We start from the raw sequence: 14,469 nt of genomic DNA, 5'->3' as shown, positions 1-14,469 counted from the left end.
TCCCTAATCTTGCAATGAAATACATACAAATTCTTCAACCATTTGTTCATAACTCATTCCCATCACATTTGCTGCATCTGGAAACAAGCTAGTTGGTGTCATCCCTGGTAATGTATTCACTTCTAATATGATAGGTTTCCCATCATTTGAAATAATAAAATCAACTCGTGAATATGTATTGCAACCTAGGAGCTGATGAGCCAGAACAGCATCTCGTTGAAGAATTGTTGTTATATCTTTAGAAACTTCTGCAGGACATACATGTTCACTACCACCTGGCGTATATTTAGATTCGTAATCATAATAATCATTTTTAGGGATAATTTCTATAACAGGTAATGCTTTTTCATTTCCTTGAGTACCCATAACCGCTACCGTGACTTCCCGTCCTACTACGTATTCTTCTGCAAGGATAACAGAATCACACTTTATTGCTTCTTTAATTGCAGGCAAAAGCTGGTCTTCGGTTTTTACGATTGTCAATCCTAATGTAGAGCCTTCTTGATTTGGTTTAATCACCAAAGGTAGTGTAAGAGCCTGCTTAACCTCTTCTACCATCGTTTGAGGGTTTTTCCCACTTTGTACAGGCAGACTTATGCTTTGGGCTGTTTGTAACCCATTTTGATGAAAAATTTGCTTAGCTTTGGATTTATCCATAGCTAATGATGATGCTAACACACCTGAACCCACATAAGGAACACCCAGCATATCTAGTAATCCTTGAATTCTTCCATCTTCACCGTGCTTTCCATGCAATCCAATAAATACAATATCCACATCTAAATCTAGAATTTCATGTATCTGTTCTGGATGAAAATCAATTCCGCTTACATCATGTCCATTATATTCTAATGCTTTTATTATTCCTTTACCAGTTGAAAGTGATACTTCCCTTTCTCCTGAAATTCCTCCGTAAAGCACGGCAATTTTCACACGTGACACTCCCCATCAAAACTTTACTACCAATTGAACAGCTTAGGTCCAAAATAATCTTAACATCTTATCATCAATCCATCTATTTAAATTATAAAAATCAGGTCAATAATGATATTTTGTAGAGTAGTCTAAGTCTTACCTTTTTGATTTCTTTTAACTATTATTACGGACCTGGTTAAATACTGCTGGAATATCCATTATAAGCCCCATTATCTTGAAGACTTGGATTCGAGATATATTCAAAAGGTGATGGGGCCGATACTTGAAAATGGAAGGGGGTTACGGTGAAGCAACTCGCTTTCCTGCGGGCGAGCTGGTGAGCCTTCTCAGTCGCTTTGCTCCCTCTCCCCTTCACCTCAAGCCGGGTAATGGCTATCGGACCCACGGCCAAATGTTGTATGTCTGCCGAAAGGACATATAAGCTCTTATTTTTAGTGAAAACCGTCTTTGGATAGATTTACGGACAAATAAAAACTTTATTTTTTTACAAACAGCGAACTAAATGTCCATTGGCTTTCTTGCCACAGAATTTTTTGATATGAACCAATTGTTATACTAGAACTTACTAGGGTGTAGACCGTCAGAAGATATTCAAATACCTCAACCTCTCTAACCTAGCAATGTTTCCGTTTCTCCCAACATCGCAGGAGGTGGACATGGAACAAGGAACTCCCGCCGGAGAAAGAGGTAGGCAAAATCCCCTTGAGGGTGTTTTTCCGCCAAGGTAGCTTGCCAGCTCGCCGGCAGGACGCGAGTTGTTCCACGGCCACCTTTATTCTAACTAACTCTACGAAAACATCGCTCTTTCGGGATTACCAAATTTCTCGATTTTAAGTCTTCACGATTATGTCTCGTTTATTGAATAACTTTTCTTCCCTGTCTTCTCTGCTAAAAAAATTACTACATATTTAACATAGCCAGGTGTAAAAAAGACCTTAAAGTGAAAAAAAGATCGTCCTAGAGGGATCGATCTTCGTTAAAGTCAGTCAAAATACTGTGTAATACTCTGAACAGCGTTCGACTTGAATATTTCTTTTCCATATTCTATTAGCCGATGTGAGGTCACTGTGCTTGGAGATGAAAACTCCGACATAATAGCAATGATACTCTCACGGTTAAATTCAAATAGTTCATTCTCATCTAATTTCATATAATAATGAGAATCCATAAAGTAGACGGAGCCACCTGTTAAGGGTAATTGCTTAAGATGCTTACTGACTTGGATAATGTCTTCAAAGGAAGAAAATGCAAAAACCATTTCTTTACTCTCATCTAGAGTCACTTTCATTTCAATAAAGTCATCATCATACTCATCATCTAAATCATCGCTTTGTGTTACCACAATGAGCATTCCTTGAGCTTGCATGAGATAAACTTGGACTTGGAGCATACCTTCTAACTCAATACCTAGTTCATCTGTAGCTTCATACATCATATCATGAAACAACTGATGAACTGTCGGAAGGTCTTGCCATAGATCTTCACGTGTAAGTCCACGATCCATTAAGTCATCAAAAGTAAGAAATATTTTAAACTTGTTGTCAGACATTCTTTCTAAACGCATTCATTCGTCCCCCTTGAATGCATATAAAATTCCTTTTGATAGTATATGATCTTTTCTTTAATTTTGCTACTGTTCTATAAAGTATAAAATGGAAAAGCACGGGGGACAAGCCCTTATTTATTCAAGGCTAGCCATTGCTCCCATTCTTCCTTCGTTTTGCCAATTAAATAAGGCTTCAATGGTTCCTTCTCCTTTTCTGGTAACTGATCGAAGGCAAAACCACCAAGCCCAATAAAAAGTCCTGGATAGTGTTCTTTTAAAGATTCAGCCAACCTAACAGAAACTGGAATGTTCTCCTTCATAGTGTTAGACATAAATAAGTACCTAGGTTGAACCTCATTTATCACCACATCTACATCCCCTGCAGCAACACTTTGTCCTAAGTATATAACATCGTACCCTCTCCGTTTTAGGTATAATGTAAAAATCAACAGTCCAAGTTCATGCTTTTCGTTAGGGCCACATACACAAACAGCTTTTGGTAACAGCTTATCAGATGGCATGGATATAAGCATCATACCTAAACGAGAACGTAAGAAATTTGTTGCAAAATGTTCGTGAGCACTAGATATACGATTCTCTTCCCATTGGGTTCCAATTCTTACTAATAATGTTCCAACAATATCCAATGCAACTTTTTCTGGAGAAAACATACTAAACGCGTAATCCAATTTTTCATGTGCACGAGATTCATCAAAAGATAACAAGGATTGTAACAATTCTTCCGTTATTTGTTCCAAATGGCCTTTTGAGCTTTCTTCTATTATCGAGGGAGATTTCTCAACAGTTTCTTGCTGATCTTCTAAAATGGATACAGCTTGTGAAATTGTAAAACCATTATTCACTTTTTCTAATAACCATTTTAATACTTTAACATGTTCCTCCGTATATAATCGATGCCCAGCTTCGTTTCTTGGCGGGCGGATCATTTGATATCTTCTTTCCCATGCCCTGAGTGTTCCTGGTTGAACACCTAGCATTTGTGATACAGCTTTTATGTTATACTTCCCTTGAATGCTGGACATAGATTTGCCTCCACAGTGTTGTTTTTCTTTATTATAGAATAACTGCCGAGGTGTGTAAAATTTGTATAGGTTTTATATAATATTTGAATAACTTATACCTTTACATCTTATTCTCTGTTTTGTAATCATTTTGCCATACTTGGCTTTTCTTCGATTGAGAAGTACTATTTATCATACCATAGATTAGCACAAATAGAAAAAAGGCTATAACTACTTTTAGAGATAAAATAATTAACGGGAACGGCGACAAAAAAAGCAAAACAAAAATGATAGAATCGAGGCCTCTTTTGTTAGGTGTAATAATCCAATTACGTACAAGCATGCTATGACCCCACATCCCCATTAAAAAAGATATCCCTCCAAAGAAAAAATCTGTAGGATACAGTATGGATTGTAACAAGGCATCTAATGTAAAAGGAATGGTAGCAAAAGGAAACCAATAGATTGAAAAAAAGCAGCCAGCAAACCCTACCCCACCGGGAATGAAAATTCGTAAAAACATAACACACCTCCCTATTGCAAACTTATGCCTACAGGGAGATATCCATGCTAGTCTTCTTTTACGTCAAGCACACGAAATCCAGAGCGTTCAAGCTTACGAACGAATTTTTCAATATTAGGTGTTTTCTCTATTTTTAATACAATTCGTCTGGCTAATTTATCCGTTTCGTCAAACGTAGCCAAGGAAATGACATTTTCATGGTATTGTTTAACAATTTCTGCTAAACGGGCAATTCTTCCCTCAGATTCTTCAGAGGTGAAGGCAATGCGTACACCACTTCGATTCATACCAAAAGCACTTTCGAATTGCTCTATGACATCATATCTTGAAACAATCCCAAGGAATTGTTTGTTTTCTTTCACCACAGCGATAATCGGGAACCCTTTAAAGGTGGTGAGGGTTTGTTCGAAGACATCATCTTCTGTAACATAGTACCCCTGATAAGAGACGATATCCCCCACCTTTTTCTCGTTCAGAAACACTTCCTTTTCCATTGAGCTTTCAAAGAATGTTTTGTAAATGACCTGTCTAGAAATCATTCCTTGAAATATCCCTTTATCCACTACCGGCATTCCTTGTATATCATGTTGATTAAGTGTATGTAGCACATCATTAAGCGGTGTATCCAAACCAGCTGTAAAACAGCGATGTGCAGGTTTCATTATTCCTTTTACAAACATTGTCGTCACCTCTTCTAATGGATTAGTTCTTCATTTTATTAATTCTGCATTTCTTGGGATTTCCCCTTCAATAGTGCGTAATTTAAACTTAGCATAAGACAAGTTTTCTTTCCATAAAAATGAAAGGAAACATATGCTATCCAAAATTATGGAAGGAGGAATCGGGTTGCATACTCAAGTGAAATATTATCACCCATATATTAGCCCTTTTGACCCCTGTCCACCTATTAGAGTGAAAAGCTACCAAACTCCACCTAACTTATACTTAGGATTTCAACCTCCAAACCTAGAACAATATCCTCCAAAACAGGCATTATATTGTGGAACTCTGTGGCCAGCGTTATTTAGTCCTTATCCAAATCCACAAGGGAGGGACGAATATGAATAAACAAATGCCACCAGAATTTTATGAGTTACTAGAAGAAATACAAGCTATTGACTTTGTTCTTGTGGAGTTAACGTTATACCTTGATACGCATCCCGATGATTATAATGCTATTCAACAGTTTAATGATTGCGCTAAGCAAAGCAAGCACTTAAAAAAACAATACGAGCAACAATTCGGACCTCTTAGACAATATGGTATGAGTTATTCAGGTTACCCTTGGAATTGGGGAGATGCACCTTGGCCTTGGCAAGTATAGTACTATAACGATGATTGGAAGGAGGAGCGTCTAATGTGGTACTACGAGAAAAAACTCCAATACCCCGTTCGGGTTAGCACGTGTAATCCTCAACTTGCTAAATATTTAATCGAACAGTATGGAGGGGCTGATGGAGAACTCTCTGCAGCTTTACGTTATTTAAATCAACGTTATTCCATTCCTGATAAAGTAGTTGGACTATTAACGGATATTGGTACAGAGGAATTTGCTCATTTAGAAATGATTGCCACGATGGTTTATAAACTAACGAAAGATGCTACCCCAGAAGAAATGAAAGCTGCAGGTTTAGGTGCACATTACGCAAACCATGACAATGCTCTATTTTACCATAACGCAGGTGGTGTTCCTTGGACGGCATCCTATATTGCTGCCAAAGGAGATCCTATTGCTGACCTTTACGAAGATATTGCTGCTGAAGAAAAAGCTCGGGCAACATACCAATGGATCATTAACCTCTCTGATGACCCTGATTTGAATGATGGACTTAAATATTTGAGAGAACGAGAAGTGATTCATTCCCAACGATTCCGTGAAGCTGTAGAAATATTAAAAGACGAACGAGATCGACAAATTTATTTTTAGATTGCCCCCCCATAGCTGTTAGATATGATTTTGTTAGTAATCTTACACAGGAAAACGTTTAGGAGTAAAAACCCTAAACGTTTTTTATCATGAATAGTACATAATATTGTTGCAATAACACTTCTTATTCCCCTTAAAACCTATTAAGTAAAAGGTTTACGATTCATCATATATTTGATTACCTGCACAAAGAACTGGCAAAAAAGAACAGTACCGTTACTTAATTCAGATTAAAGCGGTTCTAGTGGAACAGCTCATGGTTCATAAATTCAAATGAAGCTTCTGTTCTCTCTTGATTTATAGGATCTATGTTGAGATTATTCCATAACATGTAGATTGGGATAAATAAAACAAGCAACATAATCAATACTACAAGCAAACGGATCACTGGGTATCGTATTCTCCATTTGGTTTTTGATGGTTTTTCATTATGTACAGAGCTTCGAGGAGGTAAATTCAAAACATCAATATCTTTAAATTCTTCTTCATCTGTTTGCTGTTCCTTCGTTAACTGCCGAAGTCCTCGAGCTTGGTCCTCATATGTTCCCTCAATTGAATTGGACACATTAATCACCTCATTACATTAAAGCGAATCATAACCCCTAACACAAAATCGACCATAAAATGTGCAATGATGGTCACCCATAAAAGGTGGGTGATCTCATACATCCATCCAAAGTAAAAACTAATAAATAATACAGAAACAAATAAAACAGGCTTCGTCAAATACCTCACATGCATAAGTGCAAACAAAACACTAGCAATGATATAACCAAAATGAGTATGAATAACTCCCCTGAAGAGCAACTCTTCTGCAAAAGCAACTAGTAGTGCAATGACAAAAATCTCTAAAACTGATATTGAGCGAAAAACACGTTTATTAATCCCACCATCATCATAAAATCTCGCTGGCAAGAGAACCATCAAAATAATATCGATTATAAGAACGACAACACCAGCAGAAATCCCATAAAAAATCACCTGTTGCGTATTCCAACGAAATAGATCTGCTACTTCTTCTAAAGAATCAAAAAGAAAAAAACTACCACCTATAGTCAATATGAGGATTATTAATTGAGTAAGGTATACTTGATTGACTAGCTGACGATCAGTTAGTTGTTTGATTAGCTCTGCTTGATTTGTCCATTTCATAAGTTTCCCCTTGTAAACATATCTGTTTTAATTCTTCCATCCAACCTAAAACTTGTTTTGTCTGCTTTTTGTCGTCTACTTTCCAATGACTAAACAAAAAATCACAACGATCACAACAATAACCTTGAGGGCTTTTCAGAGAATGTTGAAAAGGTTTATAAAGACTTTCTCTTAAACAGTTTTCTTGATGTATCCAGTTGATCAATTCCTCTAATTTTCTATGCTTAATGTTGGTACGTTCTTGTATAAATAGTTGAATCTGCTCAAATGCACGTCTCCATTTTTTTTCGTCATATTTGATGTACGTTTGTTCTATCATATCATGCTTTTCAAATTGATAACGTAAAAAACGCCACTGGATTTCACCAATATCTAATAACGATTCCATCTCTTCATTTGATTTCACATGATTCCCCTGAAGATACCCCCACTTATAAAGAAATGTAAACGTCTTTTGTAAGGTTTCCTGACCAGGCAACTCTCCCTCAATAAACCCTTTAGGGATTTCACTATCTCCAGGAGAATAAAACATTAGACTTACACTTTGTTTACCATCACGACCAGCACGTCCAACTTCTTGTATAAAGGATTCTAGCTGAGACGGTAAATGAGCATGAATCACAAGACGTATATTGGATTTGTTTACTCCCATACCAAAAGCACTTGTACAACATATAACATCAAGTTGATCATTCATAAATTGTTGCTGTATTAACAGCCTATCCACTTGCTCCATTCCTCCGTGGTAAAAAGCAATACGTAAATGCTGTAGAGATTGTGATAACTCATACGCAACTTTTTCTGTCCACTGCCGACTAGAGAAATAAATCATTGTAGGTACTGGATGAGATGTTAAGATTTCTTTCATCCGATTAATTTTCTCATTCATATGCGAAACATGCTCCACAGAAAAGGCAATATTGTCCCTATCCATGGGATAAATGTGTTTGTTCATTTTTTCTCGTCCAAGCTGTTCTATAATATCATCTTGGACGTTTTTTGGAGCAGTAGCACTTAAAGCTAGTAGCGTTGGATTTCCCAACTGCTGTAATGTGTCATCAAGCTTCAGGTAATCCGGGCGGAATTCATGGCCCCATTGAGATATACAATGTGCTTCATCGACAACAAATAACGATATGTTTACTCTATTGGAAAGTTCCCTTATAAACTGCTCCGTTTGTAACATCTCCGGTGAACAGTAAATGAGTTTATAGGAGTCTAAACTTTTGTATATTTCTCTTTTTTGTTCCCCATTCAAAAAGCTATTTATGGCCGTGACTTTTTTAAATCCTTGCTGTTTAAGCTGTTTCACTTGATCAATCATGAGTGAAATTAGTGGAGAAATAATTAATACTGTGCCCTCCATCATAACGGCTGGAAATTGGTAACATAGGGATTTCCCTGTTCCTGTTGGCAAAATACCTAATACATCTTTACCATTCAAAACATCAACTATTATTTCTTTTTGACCCTCACGAAACGTTGAATATCCAAAATGATTTTCTAGCAACGATTCATATGTTTGCTGATTCATGTAGGCCCTCCTTTTGAATGGTTGCTAACACAACTCTGATTTGAAAATATGAGTATTTATCTTGAAGAGTTTGCTTAATAGCTTTCAGTCTATTGGTGTTTAGCATTTTCGCTACACGGGAAATGTCCTGTGCGGTTTCTAATGAAACAAAGTTGTAAAGTGAAAATGTAGGATCAACTAAAGCAATCTCCACAATATGGTCCTGAATAGTACTTTCTTTTAGATTCCGTATGCGACAAATATATTCAATGGAGAATCCTTTGTCCAGCCATTCTTTTGACTTTTTGGCTGACTGGGTTAATGGAACATCATCTATACAATCTTTACAATACGAAAACAATAGTGGGTATGTCGAAGGATAAGTTATAATACTTGATAGCTGAAAGTGAATCGCCATAGTTAGGTATATTGATATATCATGGATGGATACTTCATATTTCAATGCGAGTTGTTCCTTACTGAAACCGTACCGATGATACCCAGTCATCCTGTAAACAATCATTTCAGCTAGATGATTAGGAATTTGGGTCAAAATGTGACTCAGTTCTTCATAAATTCCCTGTAAGTGTTGTTGTAAAAACTGGTGTTCTTTTTGGTATTTTCGCTTAACCCAATTGATGATTTCTTTCTGATCATGAACTGGAATAAATTGATGTTCCCCCATGGCGATATTCGATGCAGTTTGAACGAATAATAACAAACGAGACCAATACGTCTGATCCATGTAATGATAGTGCATTCCATTTAGGGATGAGAAAGGATAATTACACCAATCGTTCTGCAATGCCGATTTTCCTTTGTCGGTAAGAAACGGATTCCCATTTTCGTAATATTTTAGATAGCCTTTTTGTTTGAGGTTCCTTGCAGTAACCTCTAAATCCTTTCTCACAAGAGATCGATGGATACCAAAAAAAGGCGTAAGACCATAAGCGTGGACATCTTGAAAAGTTTGCGATGATTTTTTTCCTGTGAGCATATGAAGTATTGCCGACAGGCTACGTTCACCTTTATATTGTTGCACACAATACAGTGTTAATGTTTCAAACATGACGGGAAAACCCCTCTTTTTTTTCAAATGTATGATTGTGTATGAATGCCGATATCACAACACTTTAAGGATAAGTTTTGATGTTGAAATGTTAAGAATGTAGCTTTACAATAAGAATGAGGCGAATGTTTCCAACTTAGGATACTTATATATGATAGTGAAAGATCATGTAAATGATTATTATTTTTAGGAGGTAATGAGAAATGGCTAAATATACAATTGTTGATAAAGAAACATGCATTGCTTGCGGAGCTTGCGGAGCAGCAGCACCAGATATCTACGATTATGATGATGAAGGTATTGCATATGTAATTCTAGATGACAACAAAGGTACTGCAGAAATTCCAGAAGAACTAGAAGAAGATATGGAGGATGCCTTTGAAGGTTGTCCAACAGACTCCATTAAAGTAGCTGATGAACCATTCAATGGCGATCCTTTAAAATACGAATAAGCATTATATAGCGGAATCCCTTCACAAACATAGTGGAGGGATTTTTTAGTAAATACATCAATTTTACGAAGATGATAATATGAGTTCTTGTAATTTCTCTTCAGCTTCTTCTTTATCAAATGTACTATAATAGCGATAATATTGCTCATCGATTATCCGAAAATGTTGACTAATTACATTTTGCTGCACCATGTAACCATCTTTTTCCATCACAGGGGTCCACCATACTTTTCCACCCATTGTTCGTTGCTTGGGGCGGTCGACATGATGATGGGCGATTGTTTCTAATACTTCAATAGGATCTGCTCCCAGACTATGTTGAATTACTTCACTATCTCTGAACAAGGCACACATAGCCACTATTGTAGTCCAACCAGCTTCAATACGTTCTTTCTCAATTTGAACTAACGTTTTTTTAGAAATGCCTAATATAATAGCCATGCGATCTTGTGTATATCCCTCTTCGACCCTTACTAGCTTCATTTTGGATGATAGCTGTTTTATTAAAGCATGTTGATCCATTTCTCACCATTCCTACTCTGACATCGATAACAATATTTTAACATGTCTACTGCTTCCCTTCCTACCTAAATATTGATATAATATCTAATCGAAACCCCATACATACATTTGTATAAAAGGAGGAATAATCATGGCTGAAAATAAAGTTCTTGATGTATTCATTGAAATTCCAACTGGAAGTCAAAACAAATACGAATTTGATAAAGAAAAAGGTGTTTTTAAACTAGATCGTGTGCTTTTCTCTTCTCAATTCTATCCTGCAGAGTACGGGTATATTGATGATACTTTAGCATTAGATGATGACCCACTCGATGCGCTAGTACTTGTAACAAACCCAACTTTCCCTGGATGTGTCATTGAATCCCGTGTAATTGGCTTCTTAAACATGATTGACGATGGTGAAGAAGATCAAAAACTCTTAGCAGTACCTACGGAAGATCCACGCTTCAAAGATGTACACACGTTGGATGATGTACCACAGCATAAGCTAGAAGAAATTTCTCATTTCTTTAAAACATATAAAGACCTACAAGGTAAGAAAACGGAAATAGGTGAATGGGAAGGCGTAGAAGCTGCTAACAAACTTATTGAAGATTGTCTTACACGTTACAAAGAGAACAACTAATCTATTCGTTATTAAATGAAGCCCTATAGCCAAAATGGCTATAGGGCTTCATTATATTACTTATTCTGTGTGTTTTCCCTGTTAGGTAGTAGAAACTTTTTAGGATTTACTACTGTAGGTACTTGTATTGGTTCAGTCAGTGAATAATCACCAACACTAGAAATTCCCGCGCCTTTAAAAAACACTGATTCAAACCCATAGGATTTAGCAGTCATTAAGATTGCCTCAATCATCATGGTTTCATTAGCTCCATCAATCAATTGACCACTACTTAGATATAGCTCTAGTCGATTTCCTTTCGATGTAATGGATGTAAACTCAATCATTTTTGAAGAAACCCCTTTTCCATCGTTTGCTTTTTGCATACGTCGAATTGCTTCACTTATGGTCGTACTCTCCTCCAGGTACAGTGGCTTTAGAAACTGTTGGTCCCCTCGAAAAATAGTGTACGTACGTTTTGGATTAGAATCGATGTTTATCGAGGAAATTTCTCCAGCATGCTTAAATGATAGTCCACGCTCCCCCCCATGTTTAAGCTGAATAGTTTGGAAAGAATGATCTCTTAACATTACCTTTAGAGATTGTATTATATTTTGTTCTTCTAGAGCATTTTTCGGTGTTTCATAACCCTTAGGGAACGCTGCCGTAATTGTTTTTTTATCTTTATGAAATGTAAATGTTACATCATTGAATAAATAAGGTCCTAATCCCCATTGTTTCGAGTGGATAGAATGTCCAACTTGATTGTAAATAGCTTCTAGGCTCCCCCATTTCTTCGGTGCTATAAAGGAAACAGGTATTATACCTTTACCAGAATTAATAGGTAAACCTACTGTTGCAAAGTGCTCTTTTTCATTTATCGTTGCTACATTGTTTATTTTAGTTGAAGAAGGTCCAGTTATACCTTGAAACGTATGATTATTGCTCTCATTTTCTGACGTAGCTACATTAGGCCCATCTTCAAATTCATCAGGTGAAGGTTTTGCCCCCTCCGTATCACCCTCATTTTCAGGAGAAGGTTTGTTTTCTTGCTCAGCATCTCCACTTTCCGCTTCAGTGTGATTTGATGTTGGTTTTTCTTGTGATTGTGGGGATTCTTTTTCATCCGATGTTGATGGAGCATTGTCTTTATTGGTCTCAGCAGAACTGGCATCATTCTCGTTTGTTTTATTATTTTCAGATGAATCATCTTTTTGAGCTGTCATTTGATTATCATCACTTTGATTCTCTTGGTTGGTTTTTTCTTGTTTTGAGTCTGATTTTCTATTCTCAGCTGAAGAATCGGATGACTCCTGTTGACCTTCAGTGGAAGCTGAGTTCTGAGAAGACTCTGCTTGCCCTTGATCCCCGCCTGATTGAGATGTTTCACCTGTTGAATAATTCTCTTCATTTGAATCCTCTGTTTTATTATCTTTCTGTTGAGAGGATTCATTACCTTCAGCACTCTCTTCGGATGTAGAATTAGATTGCGGAGCTGATTCACCAGAATCTTCACTACTTTGACTATCTCCAGCGTTGGATGATGACTCATTATTCTCTGTTATTTTATTTTCATCGGCCATCCTTGAACCTTGATTAAACATGAACGCCATACTAATTACTACAACCATTAGTATAGCAAAAGCTGCAGCCGCTGCAGGAAACCAGGTCCGTTTATAGAAAGGGGGAGGTTTTGGTTCATGAGTTAGCTGTGATGAAATGGAATTATACAGTTGTTCTGCCGTTTGCCTGTCCTGAACTGCCGGCATTTGTTTAAGGAGGTTTTGTATTTCTTCTTCATTGTATTGTTTATCTCGCTTCATGATTGTCTCCCTCCTTTCTACCTTCTTCTTCCATTAACTGCTGTAGATTCTTCATGCCTCTATGTTGGGTTGTCTTCACTTTACTTATACTCATACCTAACACATCTGCTGTTTCTTGAATAGACATTGACTGAATGTAACGAAGAATCAAAACACTTCTTTGATCTACAGAACATTTATCCAAACATTGATACATCTTTTGTATCTCTTCGTTCTGAACAGCAATATCCTCAGGTATAGGGTCTTCATCTTCAATTAGATGTCCACTTTCTCCCCAGTCAAAAAACTCCAATATCTTATTCCGCTTTCTTTTTTGCCTTCGGAAATAGTCAATAGCAACATGTCTGGCAATAGAAAATAGCCATGTTTTTTCACTACTTTCTCCTTTAAAGCGATCATACGAGTTCATGACCTTTATATATACCTCTTGAACGAGATCTTCAGCTTGCTCACGATTTTTCACCATATAAAATAGAAACTGATACACATCTTGATGGTATTTTTCATAGAGCTCTTGAAAAACCGCCTTCATTCAAGAACCTCCCGTTCACTGATTAGTCGTTTATGTATTAAAAAGGTTGCAACTTATACAACTATAAAATATTTTCCTTTTTTTGAATAGGTATATAACCTATATTCTAATCATTTAAAATGAGAAGAATTGATATGTAAGTCCTTATGTATCCCTTTTTAAGTGGACTTATCGTACAGAGGTGAGCGAAGCATACACGGGCTCATTTTTACATTATGATATACAATCAAAAAAGCCTAGCACTAAAAAAGTGCTAGACTAACTATTTAAGAAAAAGTCAAGAGACTCCACGTTCTTTATGATGATTATGAAGGTTACTATTATTATACATTAAAGAGGTCGTTGATTGATTTATATCCTTTCCATAACGCTGAAACAACCTGGAGAGTACAGGATATAAAATGATGATGAATGCAACATTTCCAATAGCATGATTTGTGTCAAATGGAATTCCTCTTAGATAATAAAGCCAAAAGTGATCGCCGATTGTACCGTAAGCAAGTGAAATCACAAATCCATAAAAGTAACCTGCAATCCCACTAAAGATTCCGATAAACCATACAGGCAATTTACCATTGTATTTTCCTAATAACCCGCTCAATAGTCCTATAATTGCCCAAGCAATAATTTGACTGAGCGTCCATATCCCCATTCCTAGTAACATGTTGGAAAGGATGGTTGATAATACAGCAAGCGTTACACCTGCTACGGGACCTAGCCAAATTCCACATATAATAATTAATGCAGTAACAGGCTGGACATTGGGAATATAGGAAAAGGCATAGCGACCGACTGTGCCTAATGCCGCTAATAAAGCAATTAGGGTTAGCTTCCGAATATTCATTTAC

The 14,469-nt window shown here is 36.7% G+C and carries 18 protein-coding genes; 5 read left to right on the top strand and 13 right to left on the bottom strand.

The window, feature by feature from the left end:
* Positions 1-3: 3 nt before the first annotated feature.
* From GLW08_RS17240 to GLW08_RS17220, 5 genes are all read right to left on the bottom strand, one after another.
* The gene (locus tag GLW08_RS17240; RefSeq protein ID WP_160849892.1) at positions 4-933 is read right to left on the bottom strand and encodes a D-alanine--D-alanine ligase; all 930 of its coding nucleotides are present in this window, start codon (positions 931-933) and stop codon (positions 4-6) included.
* Between the two features lie 985 nt (positions 934-1,918).
* Positions 1,919-2,500 (bottom strand): genetic competence negative regulator, encoded by a 582-nt coding sequence (locus tag GLW08_RS17235; protein ID WP_160849891.1) that lies wholly within the window; start codon positions 2,498-2,500, stop codon positions 1,919-1,921.
* Positions 2,501-2,613: 113 nt separating this feature from the next.
* Entirely contained in the window at positions 2,614-3,525 is a 912-nt protein-coding gene (locus tag GLW08_RS17230) for a MerR family transcriptional regulator (protein WP_160849890.1), read from the bottom strand.
* Between the two features lie 100 nt (positions 3,526-3,625).
* Complete coding sequence (locus GLW08_RS17225) at positions 3,626-4,027, bottom strand: hypothetical protein (protein ID WP_160849889.1); 402 nt, start codon at positions 4,025-4,027, stop codon at positions 3,626-3,628.
* Positions 4,028-4,074: 47 nt separating this feature from the next.
* Positions 4,075-4,707, bottom strand: coding sequence for a CBS domain-containing protein (locus GLW08_RS17220; protein WP_160849888.1), 633 nt, complete (start codon positions 4,705-4,707; stop codon positions 4,075-4,077).
* Positions 4,708-4,855: 148 nt separating this feature from the next.
* Here GLW08_RS17220 and GLW08_RS17215 point away from each other — a divergent pair, with 148 nt between their 5' ends.
* Genes GLW08_RS17215 through GLW08_RS17205 form a run of 3 tightly spaced genes read left to right on the top strand, consistent with a single transcriptional unit; the run spans position 4,856 to position 5,954 of the window.
* On the top strand, positions 4,856-5,095 hold the full coding sequence (locus tag GLW08_RS17215) for a spore coat associated protein CotJA (protein ID WP_202406230.1): 240 nt from the start codon (positions 4,856-4,858) through the stop codon (positions 5,093-5,095).
* On the top strand, positions 5,088-5,351 hold the full coding sequence (locus tag GLW08_RS17210; protein ID WP_160849887.1) for a spore coat protein CotJB: 264 nt from the start codon (positions 5,088-5,090) through the stop codon (positions 5,349-5,351). The genes GLW08_RS17215 and GLW08_RS17210 overlap by 8 nt, the downstream gene beginning before the upstream one ends.
* 33 nt (positions 5,352-5,384) lie before the next feature.
* Positions 5,385-5,954, top strand: coding sequence for a manganese catalase family protein (locus GLW08_RS17205; RefSeq protein ID WP_160849886.1), 570 nt, complete (start codon positions 5,385-5,387; stop codon positions 5,952-5,954).
* 241 nt (positions 5,955-6,195) lie between these two features.
* On the opposite strand, the gene GLW08_RS17200 is transcribed toward GLW08_RS17205, so the two are convergent.
* The 4 genes from GLW08_RS17200 to GLW08_RS17185 are packed head-to-tail and all read right to left on the bottom strand — an operon-like array spanning position 6,196 to position 9,688.
* Complete coding sequence (locus GLW08_RS17200; protein WP_160849885.1) at positions 6,196-6,519, bottom strand: hypothetical protein; 324 nt, start codon at positions 6,517-6,519, stop codon at positions 6,196-6,198.
* 5 nt (positions 6,520-6,524) lie between these two features.
* Positions 6,525-7,106 carry a CPBP family intramembrane glutamic endopeptidase gene (locus GLW08_RS17195; protein WP_160849884.1) on the bottom strand — a complete coding sequence of 194 codons (582 nt, stop codon included), beginning with the start codon at positions 7,104-7,106 and terminating at the stop codon, positions 6,525-6,527.
* On the bottom strand, positions 7,063-8,640 hold the full coding sequence (locus tag GLW08_RS17190; RefSeq protein WP_160849883.1) for a RecQ family ATP-dependent DNA helicase: 1,578 nt from the start codon (positions 8,638-8,640) through the stop codon (positions 7,063-7,065). The genes GLW08_RS17195 and GLW08_RS17190 overlap by 44 nt, the downstream gene beginning before the upstream one ends.
* Entirely contained in the window at positions 8,621-9,688 is a 1,068-nt protein-coding gene (locus GLW08_RS17185) for a helix-turn-helix domain-containing protein (RefSeq protein ID WP_160849882.1), read from the bottom strand. Before GLW08_RS17185 ends, GLW08_RS17190 begins: the two co-directional genes overlap by 20 nt.
* A gap of 203 nt (positions 9,689-9,891) precedes the next feature.
* Here GLW08_RS17185 and GLW08_RS17180 point away from each other — a divergent pair, with 203 nt between their 5' ends.
* Positions 9,892-10,140, top strand: a complete 249-nt coding sequence (locus tag GLW08_RS17180) for a ferredoxin (protein ID WP_160849881.1) — start codon at positions 9,892-9,894, stop codon at positions 10,138-10,140.
* Positions 10,141-10,203: 63 nt separating this feature from the next.
* On the opposite strand, the gene GLW08_RS17175 is transcribed toward GLW08_RS17180, so the two are convergent.
* Positions 10,204-10,662: a helix-turn-helix transcriptional regulator gene (locus GLW08_RS17175; protein WP_160849880.1), complete on the bottom strand. Its 459-nt coding sequence runs from the start codon at positions 10,660-10,662 to the stop codon at positions 10,204-10,206.
* Between the two features lie 127 nt (positions 10,663-10,789).
* On the opposite strand from GLW08_RS17175, the gene GLW08_RS17170 reads away from it, so the two are divergent.
* Entirely contained in the window at positions 10,790-11,287 is a 498-nt protein-coding gene (locus GLW08_RS17170) for an inorganic diphosphatase (protein WP_160849978.1), read from the top strand.
* A gap of 56 nt (positions 11,288-11,343) precedes the next feature.
* Here GLW08_RS17170 and GLW08_RS17165 read toward each other — a convergent pair whose 3' ends face one another.
* The 3 genes from GLW08_RS17165 to GLW08_RS17155 form a co-directional block, all read right to left on the bottom strand.
* Positions 11,344-13,089, bottom strand: a complete 1,746-nt coding sequence (locus GLW08_RS17165) for a hypothetical protein (RefSeq protein ID WP_160849879.1) — start codon at positions 13,087-13,089, stop codon at positions 11,344-11,346.
* Positions 13,076-13,621, bottom strand: coding sequence for an RNA polymerase sigma factor SigX (gene sigX / locus GLW08_RS17160; protein WP_160849878.1), 546 nt, complete (start codon positions 13,619-13,621; stop codon positions 13,076-13,078). The genes GLW08_RS17165 and sigX overlap by 14 nt, the downstream gene beginning before the upstream one ends.
* 277 nt (positions 13,622-13,898) lie before the next feature.
* Complete coding sequence (locus tag GLW08_RS17155; RefSeq protein ID WP_160849877.1) at positions 13,899-14,465, bottom strand: ECF transporter S component; 567 nt, start codon at positions 14,463-14,465, stop codon at positions 13,899-13,901.
* Between the last annotated feature and the right edge of the window lie 4 nt (positions 14,466-14,469).

It is taken from the genome of Pontibacillus yanchengensis (assembly GCF_009856295.1).
Taxonomy (GTDB): domain Bacteria; phylum Bacillota; class Bacilli; order Bacillales; family BH030062; genus Pontibacillus; species Pontibacillus yanchengensis_A.
The sequence above is the reverse complement of the archived record's forward strand: the minus strand, read 5'-3'. Positions and strand labels throughout refer to the sequence as shown.

Coding starts and splice junctions, on each gene's coding strand:
- GLW08_RS17165 (WP_160849879.1), bottom strand. CDS start 13,089: ATGAAGCGAGATAAACAATACAATGAAGAAGAAATACAAAACCTCCTT.
- GLW08_RS17155 (WP_160849877.1), bottom strand. CDS start 14,465: ATGAATATTCGGAAGCTAACCCTAATTGCTTTATTAGCGGCATTAGGC.
- GLW08_RS17225 (WP_160849889.1), bottom strand. CDS start 4,027: ATGTTTTTACGAATTTTCATTCCCGGTGGGGTAGGGTTTGCTGGCTGC.
- sigX (WP_160849878.1), bottom strand. CDS start 13,621: ATGAAGGCGGTTTTTCAAGAGCTCTATGAAAAATACCATCAAGATGTG.
- GLW08_RS17230 (WP_160849890.1), bottom strand. CDS start 3,525: ATGTCCAGCATTCAAGGGAAGTATAACATAAAAGCTGTATCACAAATG.
- GLW08_RS17180 (WP_160849881.1), top strand. CDS start 9,892: ATGGCTAAATATACAATTGTTGATAAAGAAACATGCATTGCTTGCGGA.
- GLW08_RS17190 (WP_160849883.1), bottom strand. CDS start 8,640: ATGAATCAGCAAACATATGAATCGTTGCTAGAAAATCATTTTGGATAT.
- GLW08_RS17185 (WP_160849882.1), bottom strand. CDS start 9,688: ATGTTTGAAACATTAACACTGTATTGTGTGCAACAATATAAAGGTGAA.
- GLW08_RS17215 (WP_202406230.1), top strand. CDS start 4,856: ATGGAAGGAGGAATCGGGTTGCATACTCAAGTGAAATATTATCACCCA.
- GLW08_RS17205 (WP_160849886.1), top strand. CDS start 5,385: ATGTGGTACTACGAGAAAAAACTCCAATACCCCGTTCGGGTTAGCACG.
- GLW08_RS17235 (WP_160849891.1), bottom strand. CDS start 2,500: ATGCGTTTAGAAAGAATGTCTGACAACAAGTTTAAAATATTTCTTACT.
- GLW08_RS17175 (WP_160849880.1), bottom strand. CDS start 10,662: ATGGATCAACATGCTTTAATAAAACAGCTATCATCCAAAATGAAGCTA.
- GLW08_RS17210 (WP_160849887.1), top strand. CDS start 5,088: ATGAATAAACAAATGCCACCAGAATTTTATGAGTTACTAGAAGAAATA.
- GLW08_RS17220 (WP_160849888.1), bottom strand. CDS start 4,707: ATGTTTGTAAAAGGAATAATGAAACCTGCACATCGCTGTTTTACAGCT.
- GLW08_RS17195 (WP_160849884.1), bottom strand. CDS start 7,106: ATGAAATGGACAAATCAAGCAGAGCTAATCAAACAACTAACTGATCGT.